Annotated in this window: 22 protein-coding genes; 15 read left to right on the top strand and 7 right to left on the bottom strand. The window is 72.4% G+C overall.

The window, feature by feature from the left end:
• Positions 1-34 precede the first annotated feature (34 nt).
• Positions 35-661, top strand: coding sequence for a LysE family translocator (locus FZ103_RS21485; protein WP_186356640.1), 627 nt, complete (start codon positions 35-37; stop codon positions 659-661).
• 77 nt (positions 662-738) lie between these two features.
• Here FZ103_RS21485 and FZ103_RS21480 read toward each other — a convergent pair whose 3' ends face one another.
• The 4 genes from FZ103_RS21480 to FZ103_RS21465 all read right to left on the bottom strand — a co-directional run bounded on the left by FZ103_RS21480 (position 739) and on the right by FZ103_RS21465 (position 3,712).
• Positions 739-1,155, bottom strand: coding sequence for a cupin domain-containing protein (locus FZ103_RS21480; RefSeq protein ID WP_343233639.1), 417 nt, complete (start codon positions 1,153-1,155; stop codon positions 739-741).
• A gap of 57 nt (positions 1,156-1,212) precedes the next feature.
• Positions 1,213-2,061, bottom strand: coding sequence for a phosphoenolpyruvate hydrolase family protein (locus FZ103_RS21475; RefSeq protein WP_186356639.1), 849 nt, complete (start codon positions 2,059-2,061; stop codon positions 1,213-1,215).
• Positions 2,058-3,278, bottom strand: coding sequence for a Tm-1-like ATP-binding domain-containing protein (locus FZ103_RS21470; RefSeq protein ID WP_156003629.1), 1,221 nt, complete (start codon positions 3,276-3,278; stop codon positions 2,058-2,060). Before FZ103_RS21470 ends, FZ103_RS21475 begins: the two co-directional genes overlap by 4 nt.
• A 137-nt stretch (positions 3,279-3,415) precedes the next feature.
• A complete protein-coding gene (locus FZ103_RS21465; RefSeq protein ID WP_156003628.1) occupies positions 3,416-3,712 on the bottom strand; it encodes a hypothetical protein in 297 nt (98 codons plus the stop codon).
• A gap of 116 nt (positions 3,713-3,828) precedes the next feature.
• On the opposite strand from FZ103_RS21465, the gene FZ103_RS21460 reads away from it, so the two are divergent.
• Together FZ103_RS21460 and FZ103_RS21455 are read left to right on the top strand one after the other, a co-directional pair.
• The gene (locus FZ103_RS21460) at positions 3,829-4,443 is read left to right on the top strand and encodes a TetR/AcrR family transcriptional regulator (RefSeq protein ID WP_156003627.1); all 615 of its coding nucleotides are present in this window, start codon (positions 3,829-3,831) and stop codon (positions 4,441-4,443) included.
• Positions 4,444-4,627: 184 nt separating this feature from the next.
• A complete protein-coding gene (locus FZ103_RS21455; RefSeq protein WP_156003626.1) occupies positions 4,628-5,518 on the top strand; it encodes a CPBP family intramembrane glutamic endopeptidase in 891 nt (296 codons plus the stop codon).
• Between the two features lie 157 nt (positions 5,519-5,675).
• Here FZ103_RS21455 and FZ103_RS21450 read toward each other — a convergent pair whose 3' ends face one another.
• Positions 5,676-6,083, bottom strand: a complete 408-nt coding sequence (locus tag FZ103_RS21450; protein WP_156003625.1) for a TraR/DksA C4-type zinc finger protein — start codon at positions 6,081-6,083, stop codon at positions 5,676-5,678.
• A gap of 281 nt (positions 6,084-6,364) precedes the next feature.
• Between FZ103_RS21450 and FZ103_RS21445 the strand changes: the two genes are divergently transcribed.
• From FZ103_RS21445 to FZ103_RS21420, 6 genes are all read left to right on the top strand, one after another.
• Complete coding sequence (locus FZ103_RS21445; protein ID WP_343233638.1) at positions 6,365-7,516, top strand: Gfo/Idh/MocA family oxidoreductase; 1,152 nt, start codon at positions 6,365-6,367, stop codon at positions 7,514-7,516.
• 35 nt (positions 7,517-7,551) lie between these two features.
• Entirely contained in the window at positions 7,552-8,556 is a 1,005-nt protein-coding gene (locus tag FZ103_RS21440) for a sugar phosphate isomerase/epimerase (RefSeq protein WP_186356638.1), read from the top strand.
• Positions 8,557-9,095: 539 nt separating this feature from the next.
• On the top strand, positions 9,096-9,701 hold the full coding sequence (locus FZ103_RS21435; protein WP_156003624.1) for a TetR/AcrR family transcriptional regulator: 606 nt from the start codon (positions 9,096-9,098) through the stop codon (positions 9,699-9,701).
• A 50-nt stretch (positions 9,702-9,751) separates the two neighbouring features.
• Positions 9,752-11,095, top strand: a complete 1,344-nt coding sequence (locus FZ103_RS21430; protein ID WP_156003623.1) for a cytochrome P450 — start codon at positions 9,752-9,754, stop codon at positions 11,093-11,095.
• 64 nt (positions 11,096-11,159) lie between these two features.
• On the top strand, positions 11,160-11,942 hold the full coding sequence (locus tag FZ103_RS21425; RefSeq protein ID WP_156003622.1) for an alpha/beta fold hydrolase: 783 nt from the start codon (positions 11,160-11,162) through the stop codon (positions 11,940-11,942).
• A 120-nt stretch (positions 11,943-12,062) separates the two neighbouring features.
• The gene (locus tag FZ103_RS21420) at positions 12,063-12,902 is read left to right on the top strand and encodes an aldo/keto reductase (protein WP_156003621.1); all 840 of its coding nucleotides are present in this window, start codon (positions 12,063-12,065) and stop codon (positions 12,900-12,902) included.
• A gap of 78 nt (positions 12,903-12,980) precedes the next feature.
• Here FZ103_RS21420 and FZ103_RS21415 read toward each other — a convergent pair whose 3' ends face one another.
• Positions 12,981-13,925, bottom strand: a complete 945-nt coding sequence (locus tag FZ103_RS21415; protein WP_343233637.1) for a helix-turn-helix domain-containing protein — start codon at positions 13,923-13,925, stop codon at positions 12,981-12,983.
• A 464-nt stretch (positions 13,926-14,389) separates the two neighbouring features.
• Between FZ103_RS21415 and FZ103_RS21410 the strand changes: the two genes are divergently transcribed.
• The 6 genes from FZ103_RS21410 (at position 14,390) to FZ103_RS21385 (ending at position 18,282) form a co-directional block, all read left to right on the top strand.
• Entirely contained in the window at positions 14,390-14,806 is a 417-nt protein-coding gene (locus tag FZ103_RS21410; protein ID WP_156003620.1) for a hypothetical protein, read from the top strand.
• Between the two features lie 24 nt (positions 14,807-14,830).
• A complete protein-coding gene (locus FZ103_RS21405; protein ID WP_156003619.1) occupies positions 14,831-15,130 on the top strand; it encodes a hypothetical protein in 300 nt (99 codons plus the stop codon).
• A 26-nt stretch (positions 15,131-15,156) separates the two neighbouring features.
• On the top strand, positions 15,157-15,495 hold the full coding sequence (locus tag FZ103_RS21400; protein ID WP_156003618.1) for a hypothetical protein: 339 nt from the start codon (positions 15,157-15,159) through the stop codon (positions 15,493-15,495).
• Positions 15,496-15,772: 277 nt separating this feature from the next.
• A complete protein-coding gene (locus FZ103_RS21395) occupies positions 15,773-16,813 on the top strand; it encodes a zinc-dependent alcohol dehydrogenase family protein (protein WP_156003617.1) in 1,041 nt (346 codons plus the stop codon).
• Between the two features lie 103 nt (positions 16,814-16,916).
• The gene (locus FZ103_RS21390) at positions 16,917-17,426 is read left to right on the top strand and encodes an NUDIX hydrolase (protein ID WP_156003616.1); all 510 of its coding nucleotides are present in this window, start codon (positions 16,917-16,919) and stop codon (positions 17,424-17,426) included.
• A gap of 178 nt (positions 17,427-17,604) precedes the next feature.
• Positions 17,605-18,282, top strand: a complete 678-nt coding sequence (locus FZ103_RS21385; protein ID WP_156003615.1) for a DsbA family protein — start codon at positions 17,605-17,607, stop codon at positions 18,280-18,282.
• Between the two features lie 211 nt (positions 18,283-18,493).
• On the opposite strand, the gene FZ103_RS21380 is transcribed toward FZ103_RS21385, so the two are convergent.
• Positions 18,494-18,925, bottom strand: coding sequence for a helix-turn-helix domain-containing protein (locus FZ103_RS21380; RefSeq protein WP_156003614.1), 432 nt, complete (start codon positions 18,923-18,925; stop codon positions 18,494-18,496).
• Positions 18,926-18,949 lie beyond the last annotated feature (24 nt).

The raw sequence follows: 18,949 nt of genomic DNA, 5'->3' as shown, positions 1-18,949 counted from the left end.
ACCCTACCGAACTTGCTGGCTATCTTCCCCGCGATTGCCGAAGAGCGGGAGGCCGGTCGTGGAGTGGTGGGCGTTCGCGGTGCTGCTGTGGATCACCCTGGTCGTTCCCGGGCCCGATTTCGTGGTGATCGCGCAGGCGGCCGTGTCGGGGACCGTTCACGGAGTCCGCGCGGCGGCCGGAGTGGTGGCCGGGCTGTGCCTGCACGGCGTCGTGGCGCTGACCGGGCTCGGCGCGGTGCTGGCGTCCTCGCCCGAGCTGATGGGGCCGCTGCGGCTGGTGGGCGGCGGTGTGCTGGTCTGGTTCGGAGTGGGCCTGCTGCGGTCGCCCGTCGCCCCGGAGGACGACCGGGAGGAGGGGACCGGCGGGAGCGGTCGCTGCTTCCTGCGCGGGCTGGCGGTGAACGTGCTCAACCCCAAGGCGCTGCTGTTCTTCGCGGCGGTGCTGCCCCAGTTCGTCTCCGCGGAGCGTGCGGTGCTTCCCCAGGTGGCGGTGCTGGGAGCCACCGTGGTCGCCTCCGCGGCGCTGTGGTGGACCCTGGTGGTGGCCGCGATCCGCACGATCCCGCTGCCCCGAGGAGGCGCGGCCGGGCGCGTCGCCACCCGGGTCGGCGGCGCCGTATTCGTCGCCTTCGGCGCGGCCCTGGCGTTGCAGGCCTGGTGACCGCCGGCGCCGCAGCCGGCCGGGGCCCAACCGGGCCGCGCAGGCGGGTCGGCGTTGGCGCCGGGCGGCCCGGGCGGTCACTCCCGCCGCACGCGGGGGACCTCGCCGGGCGGTACCGCGGCGAAGTCGGGCAGGCTGCGCAGCGCGGCCTCCTCCCCGCCCGGGTTGTAGACCGCGATCAGCCGCATCGGGGCCCACCCGGTGTTCACGGTGCTGTGGAACACCGCGCGCGGGACGTAGACCACGTCGCCGGCGGAGACGTCGAAGGGCTCCTCGTCGCCGACCATCTGGCGGCCGGTCCCCGAAAGCACGTAGAGCACCTCCTCGGCGTCGGGGTGGTTGTGCCGGTCGTGGCCCCGACCGGGGTTGAGCACCACCTCCCCGAAGCTCAGCCCGGCGCCGGGGACGGCGTCGGGCTGGACGTACCACTTCGCCGAACCCCAGTCGAAGGTCATGGTCTCCCGGCTGTGGGGGTCGACCGCCGCGAATCGCACCTCGTGGCCTCCTGTCCGTGTCGTCGCCCGGCCCCGCGGGCCGGCTCGGTCGCGGGCTCAGCCCCGCCCGCCGGCCTCCTCCGCCGCGGGCCGCAGTCGCTTGTAGCGGCGCATGGTCTCGGTCATCGCGGTCTCCGTGGGCAGCCGCTCCATGCTGGAGGCGCCGAAGAAACCGGAGACGCCCCGGGTACGGGCCAGCACCAGGCCGGCGTCGTCGGGCTCGGCGATCGGCCCGCCGTGGCAGAGGACGAGCACGCCGGGGGAGACCTCGCGGGCGGCGTCGGCGATGCCCTGCACGCGGTGCACCGACTCCTCCAGGGTGAGCGCGGTCCGCGCGCCGATGGTGCCCGAGGTGGTGAGCCCCATGTGGGCCACCACGATGTCGGCCCCGGCCCCGGCCATGCGCCTGGCCTGGTCGGTGTCGAAGACGTAGGGGGCGGTCAGCAGGTCCATCTCCCGCGCCCGGCGGACCATGTCGACCTCCAGATCGAAGCCCATCCCGGTCTCCTCCAGATTGGCCCGGAAGGTGCCGTCGATCAGGCCGACCGTGGGGAAGTTCTGCACCCCGGCGAAGCCCAGGGCCTTCAGCTCGGCGAGGAACACCTCCATCCTGCGGAACGGGTCGGTGCCGCACACCCCCGCCAGCACCGGGGTCTCGCGCACCACCGGGAGGACCTCGCGCGCCATGTCGACCACGATGGCGTTGGCGTCGCCGTAGGGCATCAGCCCGGCCAGTGAGCCGCGGCCGGCCATGCGGTAGCGCCCGGAGTTGTAGATGATGATCAGATCGCCGCCGCCGGCCTCGGCGCACTTGGCCGACAGGCCGGTGCCCGCTCCGGCGCCGATCACGGGCTCGCCCGCCTCGGCCGTGCGGCGCAACCGGGCGAGTGCATCGTCGCGGTTCACGTGTGGTGCTCCCCGATGAGTTCGGTCAGGCGGTGGGTCATCGCCGCGGCGAAGTGCGGATCGTTCACATCGGTGTCGAGTTCGTGCAGCTCCACGCGGGCGGGATCGATGTTCTCACGCAGCGTGGTGAACAGCGCTTCGTCGGCCTCGGCGTCGTGGAAGGGCTGCCCGGGAGCCGAGAGCGCGGAGACGCCGCGCAGCGGCAGATACAGCGCCGCCGGACCGGTGGCCCGGTTGAGCCGGGCCGCGATGCGGCGGGCGATCTCGGCGCATTCGCCGGGGGTCGTGCGCATCAGGGTGACGTTGGGGTTGTGGTGGTAGAACAGCCGGTCGGCGAAGGCGGCGGGCACGGTCTCGGCGGCGCCGAAGTTCACCATGTCCACCGCGCCCACCGAGACCGCCTGCGGCAGTCCGCGGCGGCCGGCGGCGCGCAGCCGGTCGGGGCCGGCGCTCATGACGCCGCCGACCAGCTCGTCGGCCAGTTCGGTGGTGGTGATGTCCAGGACGCCGGCGAAGTAGCCGTCGGCGGTCAGCGCCTCCAGCGACTGCCCGCCGGTGCCGGTGGCGTGGAAGACCAGGACCTCGAAGCCGGCCTGTTCGAGGTCGGCGCGCGCCGCGGTGACACACGGCGTGGTGACCCCGAACATGCTCGCGGCCACCAGCGGCCGGGGCGGCACCTGCGGTTCCGCGGCGCCGGCCATGCCCGCGGCGGCCGCCGCGGCGTTGGCGAGGATGCGCGCGGAGACGCGGTTGACGCCGGCGATGTCGACCACGGAGTACATCATCGTCACATCCCGCGCGCCCACGTAGGGACGCGTGTCTCCCGCGGCCACGGTGGAGACGATGAGCTTGGGGGCGCCGACCGGCAGCACCGCCATCGCCCGGGCGGCTATCGCGGTGCCTCCCGAGCCGCCCACCGCCAGGGTCGCCTGGACGCGGCCGTCCTCGGCCAGTGCGCGCAGGGTGGCCGCCGCGCCGTCGGCCATCCGCTCCACGGCGGCGCCGCGATCGGCGTCCTCGCGCAGCCGCTCCACGGTGGTGCCGGCCGCCTGGGCGACCTGGGCGGCGGGGATGTCGGCGGCGGCGCCCTCGGGCGGGTACACACCGCAGTCGATGAGCAGCGGCACGCACCCGGCCGCCGCGAGGCGCTGCCGGAGGAACTCGCACTCCGTGCCCTTGGTGTCCAACGTGCCGAGCAGCGCGACAGTCGGCGCCATGGACCAACTCCTCGACGTGCGGTGCGGCTCCGGCCCTTGGACGCTAGACCGGCCCGATCCGGCGCGTCAATAGTGGCGCGGGCGTGTGGGGACGAAGGGCGCGGGCCGGGCCGGACGCGCAGACGGCCGCCGGGACGTCACGGCGACGCGTAGCTGCCGAGCTCGCTCAGCACCGCCATGGAGGGCTCCCGGACGCAGCGTGCCTCCAGGGTGGAGCGGTAGCGCTGGAAGGCGGGCAGATCGTGCATGGCCTCCGGGCCGCCCTCCAACTCGACGAAGGAGACGAGGGTGACGCCGTCGTCGGCCAGGAAGGTGTCGTAGCGCATCCCGGCGGGGCACCTCGACTCCAGTTCCGCATAGACCTCCTTCAGCAGCGCCCGATCCTCCTCCACTGCATCCGGCTTGAGTTCGCAGGTGAACATGATCCGCACCATGGCGGCTCCCGTCTCGGTGAAGCGGCAGCCCCAGGGGAGTGCCGCCGTCGGTCGATTCGAACGACAGTCTGTATTCCAGAATACGGTGTGTCAATCGAAATGCTAGAGTCCCCGGCATGGCGGGACGCAAATACGAGCAGAGACTGCGGGCGGAGTCGGCGCAGCGCACGCGGCGGCGCATCCTCGATGCCCTGTACCGGTGCCTGCGCGAAGCGCCGGGCGAGCCGGTCGGCATCGACCGCGTCGCCCGACTCGCCGGTGTCGCCCGGCCGACCGTCTACCAGGTGTACGGGTCCCGGGCCGGACTGTTCGCGGCGCTGGGCGAGGACCTGCTGGTGCGCGGCGGGTTCGCGCAGATGCTCCAGACCGCTGCCCGGCCGGATGCGCGCGAGGCCGTGCGCGGGGCGATCCGGGGCGTCGTCGGCATGTACGCGGCCGATTTCGACGCGGTGCGGGCGCTGTCGTCGATGGCGCGGTTGGACGCGACCGCGGCCGGCGGGGCGGTCCGGCGCATGGAGGAACGGCGGCTCGCGGGCGCCGCGGACCTGGCCGGCCGCCTGGCCGAACAGGGGTGCCTGCGCCCCGGGGTCTCGGTCGAGCACGCCACCGACGTGCTCTGGCTGCTGACCTCGTTCGAAAACGTGGACCTGCTGCACGCCGGCCGCTCGCGAACGCCCGAGGAGACCGCCGACACCCTGATCGCCGTCGCCGAGCAGAGCCTCCTGCGATGAACGGCCCCGTCCCGACGCAGCGCCCCGTGGCGGCGGGGAGGCGCCGCCGAGGCGGCGCGACACCGTCTGCGGTGCCGCCCCCGGCCACTCCCGATCTCCCCCGCGCGGGGGAGATCGGCCACTCCCCGGATGGAGGCGGGGCCGGGCGCCCGGCTGCGAGCATCGCCGCCATGACCGACATCGCATGCGACCGACAGGCCCCGACGTGACCGCCCGGGCCCAGCCGCGCCGTGCGGGGGGCGACACGGGGGCGCCGTGGGAGTTCTTCCTGCTGACGCTGGCGCTGTCCCTGCCGGTCTACGGCCTCAGCCGGTGGGTGCACATCGCGGGGACGCCCAAGAACATGCCGGTGCTCGACGCGGCGCTGGCGTTCGTGCCGCTCACCGCGGCCCTCATCCTCGCCGCCAGGCACGAGGGCGCGCCGGGCGCCGCCCGGCTGCTCAGGCGCGCCGTCGACCTCGGCCGGATCCGCGCCAAGCGCTGGTACGCGCCCGTCCTCCTCCTCGCACCCTTCACCCTGCTGGTCACCTACGCAGGCATGCACCTGCTGGGCGTCGACCTCCCGGACCAGCCGCGCCTGCCGATCGCGGCGATGGCGGTCCTGCCCTTCGCGTTCCTCGTCGCCGCGGTCGGCGAGGAACTGGGCTGGACCGGATACGCCACCGACCCGCTCCAGCACAGGTGGGGCCCGCTGGCCGCCGGCCTGGTCGTGGGCACGGTGTGGTGGGCATGGCACATCCCCTCGATCCTGGCCAGCGGCCAGACCCCGCTGCTCATCGCCCTGGGCGCCCTCGGTGCCATCGGCGGCCGGGTGCTGTGGGTGTGGATCTACAACGGCTCCGGCGGCAGCGTCGGCGCGATCATCCTCACCCACGCCGTGTCCAACGTCTGCGGCTCCTACGTACCCTCGGTCCCGACTCCCGCCCTCGGCCCGGTGACGGCGGCCCTGGCCGCGGCCGTCGCAGGGGTGTGGTGGGCGCGGTCGTCCCGCGGCGGGGGCCTGCGGGGCCGGACGCGCGGCGCCGGTTCTACGGGATCGCCGAGTGATGCGGACCGCCCTCCGGGAAAACTCTGACCGCCGTCCGGACGGGCGCGCCGGGCATCCGGTTGGGTGCGCGCCCCGCCGAGGTATCGCCCGCACCTGCACCTGCCGCCCTTGCCGCCGCCGGTCGGCAGGAGGACGCTCCACGCGGCGGGGAAGGCGGGACGCCGCGCCGCGAGGGGCGCTGCGGTCACCTCCGACGGCGGGTCTGCGCGGTGCCCGGGGACGCGCAGCCGATACACGTCCGGGCCGTGGGGCGCGCGCTCAACCGTGCCGCGGCGATCGGGCCGCCGCAGCCCTCGCACGTCCAGTAAAGGCCGTCGCGCAGCCGCTGGGCCGCCCGATCCAGATCGGCGAGCTCGCCGTGCACGTGCTCCCGCATGGCCCGGAGCCGTTCGCGCTCATAGGCGACCGTGGGCCCCTCGGGATCGTGCTCGTCGTCGTTCGCCGTCAGCGCCGCGGCGTCGACGACGCCGTCCCATTGGCGCGCCAGGGCATCGGCCAGCCCCGCCGCTTCGTCCCTGGCCCGCCGGATCCGCTCCGCCGCCGCACGACGATCCGCGCCCGGATCCTCCGGAGCATCCGCTGCCTCGTCCATAGTGCAGTCCACAACGCCCTCGGCGCGGCGGCTATTTCACCCCCGCGACCGCTGGCCACCGGCCGAGGCGCGCGCCGGTAACTCAGCCGTCGCCGATCTTGTACCTGTGGTCACTTGTGATCGCTCACAATGACCACAGGTACAAGATCACCGCCGCTGGCAGTGCGTCCGGGTCCGGCCACCTGCAGCCACTCCTATGTCAGCCCGTCGCCCTTTATGTGCCGATCCCCGGGCGCTACGTTGGACCCCGCGTCGCCGTGGACAAGGAGGCTGGTGCCGGCGTGAGGACGCTCAAGGTGGCCATGATCGGTTACGGCTTCATGGGTGCGGCGCACTCACAAGGCTGGCGTACCGCCCCGCGGATGTTCGACCTTCCCGCCGCCCCCGAGATGTCGGTGATCGTCGGCCGCCGGGCCGACGCGGTCGCCGCCGCTGCGCAGCGGTGGGGCTGGGCGGAATCGGCCACGGACTGGCGCGAGGTCGTCGCCCGCGACGACATCGACGTCGTCGACGTGGTCACTCCCGGCGGGTCCCACGCCGAGATCGCCGCCGCCGCGCTGGACGCCGGCAAGCACGTGCTCTGCGAGAAGCCGCTCGCCAACACCGTGGCCGAAGCGGAGTCCATGGCCGCGGCGGCCGAGCGCGCCCAGGCGCGCGGCGCGCTTTCCATGGTCGGCTTCACCTATCGCCGCGTGCCCGCCGCCACGCTGGCCCGCGACCTCGTCGCCCGCGGCAAGGTGGGGCACATCCGGCAGGTGCGCGCCGCCTACCGGCAGGACTGGCTCGTCGACCCCCAGGCGCCGCTGGCCTGGCGCCTGCAGAAGGAGCACGCCGGCTCGGGAGCGCTGGGCGACATCGGGGCCCACGCCGTCGACATGGTCCAGTTCATCACCGGCCGGCGCGTCCAGCGGGCCACCGGCGTCGTCGAGACGATCGTCGAGGAGCGTCCTCTGCCCGCCTCGGAGCAGGCCGGTCCCGCCACGCAGACCGGGCGGGTCACCGTCGACGACCTCGCCCTGTTCACCGGCCGCCTCGACTCCGGCGCCCTCGCCGCCTTCGAGGCCACCCGGTATGCCACGGGCCGCAAGAACGCGCTGACCGTGGAGGTCTCCGGGGAGCGCGGCGCGCTCTTCTTCGACCTCGAAGACCTCAACACGCTGCAGTTCTACGACCGGACCGCCCCCGAGGACCAGCAGGGATTCACCCGCATCTCGGTGACCGAGCCTTCGCATCCCTACCTCTCGGGCTGGTGGCCCCCGGGCCACCTGCTCGGCTACGAGCACGGCTTCTCCCACCAGGTCAAGGACCTGGTCGAGGGCATCGACTCCGGCACACCGCCGCACCCCTCGTTCGCCGAGGGGCTGCACGTGCAGCGCGTCCTGGACGCCGTCCAGCGCAGCGCGGCGCAGGACTCGGTCTGGGTGGACGTGTAGGCGGCCGGAAAACGACGAGGACAAGGAAGGCCACTGTGGGACGACCCATCACTCTCTTCACCGGCCAGTGGGCGGACCTTCCCTTCGAGGAGGTGGTCCGGCTCGCGGGCGAGTGGGGCTACGACGGCCTCGAGATCGCCTGCTGGGGCGACCACCTCGACCCGTGGCGCTGGGACGACGACGCCTACGTCCGAGGCAAGCTGGATCTTCTCCACCGGTACGGACTGTCGGTGTGGACCATCGCGAACCACCTCAAGGGACAGGCGGTCTGCGACGACCCGATCGACCAGCGCCACCGCGACATCCTCTCCGACCGGGTGTGGGGCGACGGCGATCCCGAGGGCGTGCGCCGGCGCGCCGCCGAGGAGATGGCCAACACCGCCCGCCTCGCCGCCAAGATGGGCGTGCGGACGGTCACCGGCTTCACCGGATCGTCGATCTGGAAGTACGTGGCCATGTTCCCGCCGGTGTCGGCAGAGCTGATCGAGGCCGGCTACGCGGACTTCGCCCGCCGGTGGCACCCGATCCTGGACGTGTTCGACGAAGTCGGTGTCCGTTTCGCCCACGAGGTGCACCCGAGCGAGATCGCCTACGACTTCTGGACGACGCACCGCGCGCTGGAGGCGATCGGCCACCGGGAGGCGTTCCGCCTCAACTGGGACCCCAGCCACATGGTGTGGCAGGACATCGATCCGGTCGCGTTCCTCTGGGAGTTCCGCGACCGGATCAGCCATGTGCACTGCAAGGACACCAAGATGCGGGTGGGCAACGGCCGCAACGGCCGCCTGTCCTCGCACCTGGCCTGGGCCGACCCCCGGCGCGGATGGGACTTCATCAACACCGGCCACGGCGACGTGCCCTGGGAGGACGCCTTCCGCATGCTGAACTTCATCGGCTACGACGGCCCGCTGTCGGTCGAATGGGAGGACGCCGGCATGGACCGCCTCGTCGGAGCCCCCGAGGCCCTGGAGTTCGTCCGCAACCTGTCGCGCTACAAGCCCTCCGACGCCGCCTTCGACGCGGCCTTCTCCACCCGCTGATCCCCGGGAGGGGACACGGCGGGACCCGCCTCGCGGACCTCTACCACCGCTGCTCGGAGGCCGCCCGGTGATCGCGCCGGCGGTCCGGTCGGCCGCGACGCGTGGGCGACGGCGCGCGTTCAGCGGAACCGGCGGCGCTGGGCGGCGCGCAGCCGCTCCCGCACCTCCCCGGGCAGCTCCACGACCATGATCTCGACCTGAAGATCGACCAAGGCGGCCGCGGCCCAGTTCCCGGCTGCGCGGCCGCGGATCGAGCGTGGAGGAGATCCAGACCAGCTTCAGCGCGTCGGCGAGAACCTTGTTCCGCTGCGCCGCCTTGACCTCCCCCTGGTGCGCCCAGCCCGGCCGCTTCTCCTTGCGAGGTCGGAACTGATGGCACGTACGCAGCGATGCACAGGGCACCCGAGGCTGTCGGGACCGGAAGACCCGGCTGTTCATTCCTGGACAGCAGTGATCCTGCGCCCCCGAGGGTCCTGAGCCGCTTCGGAGCCCTGCGGGGCCGTTTGCACGCCGGGCGCGGATCCAGCAGATTGATCGCCATGCAGACCGGGACCAGCGGGTGGACGTCGCGTCGGCGGCGAGCTGCGGATGCGGCGATCGAGATCGTCGCGGACGAGGGGTTGCGGGGGCTGACCCATCGGGCCGTGGACGCCCGGGCCGGCCTGCCGGCCGGCAGTACGAGCAGCTGCTTTCGAACCAGGCTGGCCCTGCTCCGCGGGGTGCTCGATCGGATCGTGGAACTGGACGAGGCCGACCTCGAGCGGATGCCGACCACCGGTTGGGACGTCGGTTCGCCCGAGCACCGCGAGGCCCTGGTCGACCTCCTCGTCGAGCTGCTGGCCTACTGGCTCGGGCCGGCGCGGGCGCGCACGCGCGCCCGGCTGGAGCTGTATCTGGACGCGGCGCGGCGCCCGGAGCTGACCGAGGCGCTGCGCGCGGCGAACCGCCGGTTCCTGGATCGCGCGGCCGTGGCGATGCGCGCCTCCGAAACGCCCGCCCCGGAGGCGGCGGCGCGGCTGCTGCTCGTGCAACTGGACGGCGTGCTCTATGACGCCCTGGCCCGGCCGTTCCTCGGCGGCGGCGACCGGGACCGGCTGCGCCGGTCCGTGCAGGCGGCGGTGGACGGCGCCGTCCCCCCGGCCTGAGGATCTGCTACACCTGTAGTAAGCTACGGGTGTAGCGAACGGAGGGGAACATGAAAGCGACCCGCGGGAGCACCCAGGCGTCGTCGCACGCGGCCGCGCGATGGCACGGCCATACGGTGGGCTACCCGCCGGGCGACCTTCTCGCGGCCTGCTACCGCCGCCGCGGTCCCATGACCCGCCTCGGCCGATACGTCTATCTCCTGGGACCCGAGGCCAACCGCTTCGTCTTCGCCAACTCCGACCTGTTCCGCTGGCGCGAGGCCTTCGCGGGGCTGATCCCGGTGGACGGCCCCACCTCGCTGATCGTCAGTGACGGCGCTGAGCACCGGCGCCGGCGGCGCCTGGTCCAGCCGGCCCTGCACCACCGCCGGATCGACCACTACATCGCGATCATGGCCGCAAGCGCCGACGCCGCGCTCGACGGATGGCGCCCGGGGCGGCAGGTCGACGTCTATCAGGAGCTGCGCGCCGCGATCCGGCGGAGCACCATCCACGCGCTGTTCGGGCAGCGGCTCGCGCAGGAGTCGGCGTTCTTCGGGGCACAGCTCCAAGTGCTGCTCGACCTGGTCGATCACCTGCCCCAGACCGTGGAATGGAAGCGCCGGCTGGGCACGCCGCAGTGGCGGCGCGCGATGGCCGCCCGGTCCCGGGTCGACGCGCGGATCGCCGAGGAGATCGCGCGGGTACGCGCCGGCTCGGCCGACGCCGACGACCACGTGCTGGCCTCGCTGGTGCACGGCCGCGACGACGACGGCGACGGGCTCAGCGACGCGGAGGTTCGCGACCAGGCGGTGACGCTGATCGCCGCGGGTTTCGAGACCACCAGCGCGGCGGCGGCCTGGGCGGTCTACGCCCTGCTCAGCACACCGGGGGTATGGGACCGCGCCGCCGCCGAGGTGCACCGTGTGCTCGGCGGCCGGCGGCCCGAAAGCGATGACCTCCCGCGCCTGCCCTACCTGAACGGCGTGGTCCAGGAGACGCTCCGCCTCTATCCGCCGGCGGTGGTGTCCGCGCGCAAGGTCGCGACCGGGTTCGAGTTCGCCGACCGCCGTGTGCGGGCCGACACCCTGCTCCTGTACAGCCCGTATGTGACGCACCGCCTCCCCGAGCTGTGGGCGGATCCTCTGGAGTTCCGTCCGCAGCGCTGGATTCCCGGAGAGCCCGGCTTCGGCAAGCCCAAGCCGTACGAGTTCCTGCCGTTCTCGGCCGGTCCGCACCGCTGCATCGGCGCCGCGCTGGCGACCACGGAGCTCACCGTGATGCTCGCCCGCGTCCTCGCCCGCACCGAGCTGCATCTGCCGGCCCAGCGGATCCGCCCGACCGGCTTCGCGGCGATGCGGCCGGCCGGCGGCCTGCCGGTCGATGTCCTCGCGCGCAGGCCGGCGGCGGCATGAGCCGATCCGCGAAGCGGCGGCCGCGCACCGGCGCGCCCGCAGCAGGCGATATGGAGGACGCCCGATGACCACCGCGCAGCTGGACGGAGCGACGATCGGCTACACCGAACGGGGCTCCGGTCCGCCCCTTGTGCTCCTGCCGGGTCTGGGGTGCACGCGCGCGCTCTGGGAACCGCAGATCGACCGCTTCTCCGCCGACCATCGCGTGATCGCGGTGGATCCCCGCGGCGCGGGCGACTCCTCCCCGCTGCGCGGGCGGCGCGACGTGCTGGAGCGCCAGGCCGGCGACATCGCGGCCTTGTTGGAGGTCCTGGACGTCGGGGAGGCCGTGGTGTGCGGCGTCAGCTTCGGCGGAGTGCTCGCCCAGCTTCTCGCCCTGAACCACCCGGAGAAGGTGAAGGCTCTGGTCACGGTGGATTCGTTCAGCGACACCCGGCCACGCTCGGCGGCCGAGGCGGTCAACCTGGTCCTGCTGTACGCAACGGGGTGGCTGTGGCTGTTCCCGGGCCTGATGCGACCAGGTGTCCGCAGCCAGTACCGGCGCTGGCCGGCCGCGCGAGCGTACATGGACGCGATGCTCACCCGGATGCGCCGTGCCGAGACGGTGCGCATCCGCTACGCGCTCAACGCGGTGCGCTACACGCCCCGGCTCCCGGCGGTTCGGTGCCCGACCCTGGTGCTCAGCGCGGACGATCCCCGGCTGCAGCCGATGTCGCGCCGCATCGCCGAGGCCGTCCCCCGCGCCCGGATGGAGACCATCCCCGACTCCTTCGACCCGTCGAACCGCTGCAACCCCGAGGAGTTCGACCGACGCCTGGCCGGCTTCCTCGCCGAGGTGGGCGGTTAGGACGCGCCTTCGGGGCGGGCCGGCATCGCCTCGATACCGGGCCACGTCGCGGTGCCGCCCCCACGCGCAGGGGGCGAGGGAGGACGGCCGGGCGACGCCGGTTCGGCCTAGGCTGGGGGCATGATCGCGGTCGACTATTACGAGCTGAATGACGGCAACGCACTGCCCGCGGTGGGCTTCGGCACGTTCTCGCTGCGCGGCGAAGACGGGGTGGCGGCGATGCGCACCGCCTTGGAGACGGGCTACCGGCTGCTCGACAGCGCAGTCAACTACGGCAACGAGGAGGAAGTCGGTCGGGCCGTGCGCGCGTCCGGCCTGGCGCGGGAGGACGTGCGCATCACCACGAAGATCCCGGGCCGGCACCACGAGTACTCCCTCGCCGTGAAATCGGTCGAAGACTCCCTGCGCAGGATCGGGTCCGACTACCTGGACCTGGTCCTGATCCACTGGCCCAATCCCAGTGTGGGCAAGTACGTCGAGGCCTGGCGGGCCCTGGTCGACGTGCGCGAGCGGGGCCTGGTGCGCTCCATCGGCGTCAGCAACTTCACCGAGCGGCACCTGCGCGCCGTCATCGACGACAGCGGCGTGACCCCGGCGGTCAACCAGATCGAGCTGCATCCGTACTTCCCGCAGGACGCGATGCGCAGGGTCGATGCCGAGCTGGGCATCCGGACGCAATCGTGGAGCCCGCTGGGCAAGCGCAGCGCGCCGTTCGCCGAACAGCCCATCACCCGAGCCGCGGCCGCGCACGGCGTCACGCCGGCCCAAGTGGTCCTGCGGTGGCACGTGCAGATCGGTGCGCTGCCCATCCCCAAGTCGGCGGACGCGCAGCGCCAGCAGGAGAACCTCGATGTGTTCGGCTTCGAACTCTCCGACGCCGAAGTCGCGGCGATCAGCGGTCTGGCCAGGGAAGACGGACGCCTCTTCGGCGGCGACCCCGACCACCACGAGGAGATGTAGCGGCGATGGGGCGCCGGCGCGCACCCGTGCCGACGGGAGACGGCGCCGCCGGCGCGCCGGCCGGTCTCGGCCGGATCCTCAGCAATCCGCCATGGGACGCGCATAGGCTTCCAGTACCTGATCGCCTCTGGGCGTACGAGCGATTCTCACGGATCGGCCCCGTCGACGGCGAAGAATCAGCCCGGCTTTGGCGAGCTGAGTGCAGTGGTGGGTCGCGGTTGGCGGGGTGCAACCGAGTAGAGCGGGAACTGCGCTCATGGGAAGTTCACGGTCCAGGAAGCGCAGCAGGCGGGCACGGATCGGCGTGAGGAGGGCGTCGAGTTCGGTGCGTGAGCGTGCGTCTTGGGTCTCGTCGGACGGGCCGGCCAGGGGATAGCCGAACCACAGGACGTCGGGGCGGTCGAGATCGCAAAGCACCGCTCGCGGCCGTCCGATCATGGGAGTCAGCACGATCCAGCGGCCGCTCGCGTTCACATTGACCGGATTGGGGTCCGGGAACTGCAGGGCCGTGCCGCGCAGCCGGCCGCGCGGATGAGCGGTGGCCAGAGCGACGTCGATCCCGCCGCGGGCCACGGCGGTCCCGATGCGCTGGGCCTCGCGTTCGCGCTGCCGGATGCTGCGTCGCCAGGCGTCTTCCAGGCGGGTGCCGATGTGGTCGAAGGCGAGAGCCACCAGTTCGGTCCAGCGGCGCGGATTCCTCCACACGGACAGCCAATGCGCGGGCACCCCCGTGTCGGCGAAAACGCGTTCTAGGTCCGTGCGCACGTCGTCGTGGCTCAAGGAGCGGAGCCGGTCGAGCTCTTCAGCGAGCGGGGTGTCGCTCGTTGGGAGGCCGGGAGACAGGCAGCCGGGGGAGAGTGTGTGGCGCCGGTCCACGATCGGCAGCAACGCACGTTTGGCCGCTGCCGGCAGCGAGCCGACCAGCTGAGCCGCGGGCGAGCGCGGAGCCGGGCCGTGCATGGCGAGCGCGCCCTCGCAGGCCAAGGCGAACACGCTCGGGTAGAGGCTGAAGCTGACACTCACGCGTATGGTCGCGGTGCTTTCAAAGGACACCGTGGTCCATGATCGGCCGGATTCCACTCAGACCACCCACCCACCGTCGGTGCTCGTCGGCCGCGGTGCCGGACCGCCCCTGCCCCTCGCGGCAAAAAGGCCGCTCGGCCCGGGCGATCGCCACCGATCCCGAACGTTGCGGATTAAGCTCCCGTTCCTCTTCGGATCATTCTCCGAATCCCGGTTAGGACGCGGTTGTGGTCGGGTTGTATCCGGTGCAATTCGCAACGAACCGGCCAGGGGTGCGTCGGTGGCGAGGACAGTTCGACATCTCTCTAATTCTGATGACCTGTGGGCAGGATGCGCCCTACTCTCGGATTCGGGTGGCTGCCCGGGACGAATTGGGGAGTTCTCCAGGTCTCGGTGAGCCCGCCACCTGATTCGGATGCCGAATACCGGCGTCCCGAAGACCGCATGAATCCGAGGAGGTAGAGATGAAAATCCGCGCGAAAGCGGCGGCGGTTTCCGCCGCAGCCCTGCTCGTGGGTATGGCCGCAGCGGCGCCGGCCGCGGCCGGCACCGGCGGCGTCGGAGCCGTGGACATACAGGAGGCCGCCGGCTGCGCACCGATGGCCGGCGCGCCTTATCGCATCGGAACCACGGTCAAGGCGGACGTGACGAGCTACGGATGCAGCAACGGATGGACCTTCCGTGCCACACTGCAGAGCTCGCGCTGGTGGGGCTGGGCCAAGGACGACACCACCAGGTGGTTCGGGAGCACCCACCGCGTCCTCAACGACTACAACTGCGGCGGGGAACACCAGCACAGGGTCGCCCTGTGGGCGACGAGCCCGACCGGATACAACTATCCCGTCCACATCGGCAAGACGGTGACTTTGAACTGCGGCTGACCCCGAACCCGAGGGGACCATCCCATGGACAAGCCCGCTTCCCGAGCAGGCCGTAGCGCCGCCGCCATGACGCTGGCGGCCGCAGCGGTGCTTTCAGGCACCGCTATGAGCGGCGCGGCCGCGGCCGCGGCCGAGACGTGCTACGTGAAGACCTACATGGTTCCGTACTACTCCCAAAAACCCGCCCGCGGCGGTGAGATCCAGGGCTGGGTGAACGCCTACACCCGATTCGATGTCAGCGTACGCGACGGCTATTGGCGCGGCGGCGCCATCCCCGGCGTCGCGAACGGGGTCTTCATCCACTCCAACTACTTGAACTGCTAATGCCTAAGGTCGAGGAGAGGAATCGAATGGTGAAACGCACCCGGCTGCGCACGGCAGCTGCGGTAATCGGTTGCGCGGCGGTGCTGGCGGCGCCCACTGCCGCGAGCGCGAACAGCGCACCGGCTGACTCCAACCAGCGTGGTACGACCGCAGAGGCAGCCGCCCAACAGTGCCATTTCCGGATCCTCAGGACGACGAAGATCCAACTCTCTTCCGGAGACATCGCCTATCAATACCCCGGTGACCTCGTCCAAGGTCAAAATCCCCGCGGCCAAGGCTGGGTGTGGGCGTGGTCCTACCGGCATGTGGAGCGCGGCTGGATCAACCGCACTTATGACAACATGTCCATCATCCAGTGCTGGTGACTTTGCAGGAACCCCCGGAGTGAGGCCCCCCGACCGGCGTGCTGCGACCGTCGCGTTCGCGGGTCGCCGCGTCCATGCGATGCCGCTGCCACCGTGAGCCGCGCTGTGCCGTCCGCCGGGTATCCGGTATTCGTTGCCGATGTAGCGGGTGGGACCGGGGCCCAGGCGCCCCGGTCTCACCCGCTGCTTGCTCCACCGCCCTCTCCCCGCGCCTATTCGCCGGGACGTCCACGCGCGGGGCCATGCGCGCCGGCGCGCAAGACGAAAGGATGCCCCTATGCGAGCAGTGATCTTCGATGAGATCGGCGGCAGGCCCGAGGTGCGCGAGGTGCCCGAACCCGACGTGCCGGAGGGCGGCGTCGTCGTGCGGGTGCGCGCCACCGGGTTGTGCCGCAGCGACTGGCACGCCTGGAGAGGCCACGAGGACATCGCGTTGCCGCACGTACCCGGGCACGAGCTGGCGGGAGTGGTGGCGTCGGTCGGTGCCGGGGTGCGGAAGTGGTCGCCGGGAGATCGGGTGACCGTCCCGTTCGTATGCGGCTGCGGTCGCTGCGCGTGGTGCGCCCGCGGAGACGCGCAGATCTGCCCGGACCAGCAGCAGCCGGGCTTCACACACTGGGGCTCCTTCGCGCAGTACGTCGCCCTGCGCGCCGCCGACACCAACCTCATCGCGATCCCGGCGGCGGTCGGCTTCCCGGCCGCGGCCGCCCTCGGCTGCCGGTTCGCCACCGCTTACCGCGCACTGGTGAACCGGGCCCGGATCGCAGTCGGCGAATGGGTGACCGTGATCGGCGCGGGCGGGGTCGGCCTGTCCGCCGTCATGATCGCCCGCGCGCTGGGTGCGCGCGTCGTCGCCGTCGACCGCAACCCGCAGGCCCTGGCCGCGGCGCACGACCTCGGCGCCGAGCACGTGCTCGCCGCCGACGGGCACGGCACACCGGCCGAGGTCCGGGAGATCACCTCGGGTGGGAGCCATGTCGCCGTGGACGCCGTCGGCAGCGAGCAGACGTGCGCCGACGCGATCCACGCCCTCCGGCGGCGCGGGCGCCACGTGCAGATCGGGCTGCTGCCGCCGGTCGAGGGGCATCCCCGGGTACCGATGGACCGGGTGATCGCCTGGGAGCTGGACGTCCTCGGCAGCCACGGGATGGCGGCGGCCGACTATCCGGGAATGCTCGCGCTCATCGAGTCCGGCGCACTGCGGCCCCAGCAGCTCATCGAGCGGGTGATCGGCCTGGAGGAGGCCGCCGCGCTGCTGCCCGAGTTCGACAGGGCGGCCCCCGCGGGCATCACCGTCATCGACCCGGACCAGGAGTAGGGCCGGCGGGTCCGCACCGGGGCCGGTCGGCCCCGGCCGGCGTTGCGGCTGCGGTCGCGGTCGCGGTCGCGGTTGCGGCGTCGCGGCGGGGCACAATGATCCGATGAGCCACGGGACAGACGGTGGAGCCGATGCGGCCGCAGGCGAGCTGAAGCGGGCAGGGTTCCGGCTGGCGGCCTACGCGGTGTGCATCGAGGACGGGCGGGTGCTGCTCGCCCAGCACGCGTCGGGCGACTGGACCCTTCCGGGCGGCGGGGTCCGGCACGGGGAGGATCCGTTCGATGCGGTGATCCGGGAGGTCGCTGAGGAGACCGGCTGCAGTGCGGTGGTCGAGCGGCTGCTGGGCGTGGACTCCAGGGTGATCCCCGCGGCCGTCGCGCATGCGGGCGTCGACCACCAGAACATCGGCGTCTACTACCGCGCCTCCATCACCGGCGGCCGGCTCCGGCCGGAGCCGAACGGCGACACCGTCGAATCCGTCTGGACCCCGATTCCCGAGGTCGCCGGCCTGCGCCGGTCGTCGCTGGTCGATGTCGGCCTGGCCTTGGCCCAGACCGCTCCGGCGACAGGCCACGTCGCACCCGTCCCGGTCGGCGGTCTGATCCAGCACTGACGCGCCGCAGGACCCCCGGGCGATCGGCGGCACGATCGCCCGGGCCAGCAGGGCAGCGCGTTGCCGCTGCCGGCCGAGCGGCTGACGCTCCTGTGCCCTACGCACGTGAAAGTGCCTTTTGTGCGCCCTCTTGAGCGCACTTACGATGAGGTTACGCACCAAAAGTGGGGTGGAATCAATGGAGAAGATTCATGCCGGAGGATCGCCTCCGGTGGTCGTCGAGGAGTGGGCCGACCTGGGGTGCCCGTGGTGCTATATCGGCAAGCACCGGCTTCGGGAGGCCATCAGCCGCCGTCCGGACGCCGACCGCTTCGTCGTCAAGATCCGCTCGTTCGAGCTCCTCCCCGACGCGCCGCGGGAGCCGGAGACGGTCGAGAGCGCGTTCATCCGTTCGCACGGCGGCGACACGGCGGTCGCTGAACGGGCCGAACGCCGCATGCAGGTTCTGGCCCAGCGCGAGGGCCTGCCCTTCGACGTCGACCGGTTGAACGCGAACACCTTCGACCTGCACCGCGTCACGCACTACGCGGAGGAGTCGGGACTGGGATCGGCGTTCTTCTCGCAGGTCCAAGACCGGCTCTTCGCCGGAGAGTTCAATCCTTTCGAGCCGGGTGCGCTTGCCGACGAGGCCGAGTCGGCCGGGTTGTCGGGGGAGCGGGTGCGGGAGGTCCTCGCCGGCGACGAGTATGCCGATGCGGTGCGCGCCGACGTCGCCGAGGCCCGCGCTCTCGGCGCACGCGGGGTGCCGTTTACGGTGCTCGACCGCCGCCTGGCTCTCGCGGGAGCGCAATCCGTGGCCGGCTACGCCCGTGCCCTGGACGAGGCGGCCTCGGCCGTTTCCGGAGCGCCGGCATGAACGGCCGGGGTTTCCGCCCGGCCCTGCGGATGCTCGAATCCGATACCGCGGGCCTGTGCGAACCGGACGGCGGCGCCTGCGCCGTGCCCGGGGGCGGGCAGAGCGGTCTCGTCGGCGGCGCGGCTCCCGCGCCCGCCCGCAGCGGCGGCGACAGCCCGCCCGCAGCAGCCGCCGCGTCGCAGGTCGGGGAAACAGCGGTTGAGGCCCCGGCTCAGGAGGCGGGGGAGGCGTCCGGCCCGGTGCCGCGCGCCTTCTTCCGGCCGACCCCGTTCTGATCGTGGTGACGCCGGTGGGCGGCGACCTCGTCGTAATGGCTCGCCGCCCACCCTGCGAGCGCCGTCACGGCGTCCAGTAGGGAATGTCCCAGCGGGGTGAGCTCGTACTCCACCCGCGGTGGAATCTCGGCGTAGGCGGTGCGCGAGAGCAGGCCGTCGCGTTCGAGGGCTTTGAGGGTCACGGTGAGCATCCGCTGGGAGATACCCGGGATGCTCGCCTGCAGGTCGGAGTAGCGCAGCGGGTCGTCGGCGAGAGTGCTGACGACCAGGACCGTCCACTTGTCGCCGATCCGGTCCAGCACTTCCCGGATGAACCCGCTCTCCTGCGGCCACGCCTGGCACGGCCCTTTGATCGTTCGCGCACTCATGTCCATCGCCCCTTCTTCGAGGGG

This window comes from Streptomonospora sp. PA3, assembly GCF_009728995.1.
In the GTDB taxonomy this organism is placed as follows: domain Bacteria; phylum Actinomycetota; class Actinomycetes; order Streptosporangiales; family Streptosporangiaceae; genus Streptomonospora.
Note: the sequence above shows the minus strand (reverse complement) of the source record. Positions and strands in the feature narration are given on the sequence as shown.

Excerpts from the sequence above, each read along its gene's own strand:
- FZ103_RS21470 (WP_156003629.1), bottom strand. The coding sequence starts at position 3,278 with ATGGCGCCGACTGTCGCGCTGCTCGGCACGTTGGACACCAAGGGCACG.
- FZ103_RS21465 (WP_156003628.1), bottom strand. The coding sequence starts at position 3,712 with ATGGTGCGGATCATGTTCACCTGCGAACTCAAGCCGGATGCAGTGGAG.
- FZ103_RS21460 (WP_156003627.1), top strand. The coding sequence starts at position 3,829 with ATGGCGGGACGCAAATACGAGCAGAGACTGCGGGCGGAGTCGGCGCAG.
- FZ103_RS21455 (WP_156003626.1), top strand. The coding sequence starts at position 4,628 with ATGCGACCGACAGGCCCCGACGTGACCGCCCGGGCCCAGCCGCGCCGT.
- FZ103_RS21450 (WP_156003625.1), bottom strand. The coding sequence starts at position 6,083 with ATGGACGAGGCAGCGGATGCTCCGGAGGATCCGGGCGCGGATCGTCGT.
- FZ103_RS21435 (WP_156003624.1), top strand. The coding sequence starts at position 9,096 with ATGCAGACCGGGACCAGCGGGTGGACGTCGCGTCGGCGGCGAGCTGCG.
- FZ103_RS21430 (WP_156003623.1), top strand. The coding sequence starts at position 9,752 with ATGAAAGCGACCCGCGGGAGCACCCAGGCGTCGTCGCACGCGGCCGCG.
- FZ103_RS21425 (WP_156003622.1), top strand. The coding sequence starts at position 11,160 with ATGACCACCGCGCAGCTGGACGGAGCGACGATCGGCTACACCGAACGG.
- FZ103_RS21420 (WP_156003621.1), top strand. The coding sequence starts at position 12,063 with ATGATCGCGGTCGACTATTACGAGCTGAATGACGGCAACGCACTGCCC.
- FZ103_RS21410 (WP_156003620.1), top strand. The coding sequence starts at position 14,390 with ATGAAAATCCGCGCGAAAGCGGCGGCGGTTTCCGCCGCAGCCCTGCTC.
- FZ103_RS21405 (WP_156003619.1), top strand. The coding sequence starts at position 14,831 with ATGGACAAGCCCGCTTCCCGAGCAGGCCGTAGCGCCGCCGCCATGACG.
- FZ103_RS21400 (WP_156003618.1), top strand. The coding sequence starts at position 15,157 with ATGGTGAAACGCACCCGGCTGCGCACGGCAGCTGCGGTAATCGGTTGC.
- FZ103_RS21395 (WP_156003617.1), top strand. The coding sequence starts at position 15,773 with ATGCGAGCAGTGATCTTCGATGAGATCGGCGGCAGGCCCGAGGTGCGC.
- FZ103_RS21390 (WP_156003616.1), top strand. The coding sequence starts at position 16,917 with ATGAGCCACGGGACAGACGGTGGAGCCGATGCGGCCGCAGGCGAGCTG.
- FZ103_RS21385 (WP_156003615.1), top strand. The coding sequence starts at position 17,605 with ATGGAGAAGATTCATGCCGGAGGATCGCCTCCGGTGGTCGTCGAGGAG.
- FZ103_RS21380 (WP_156003614.1), bottom strand. The coding sequence starts at position 18,925 with ATGAGTGCGCGAACGATCAAAGGGCCGTGCCAGGCGTGGCCGCAGGAG.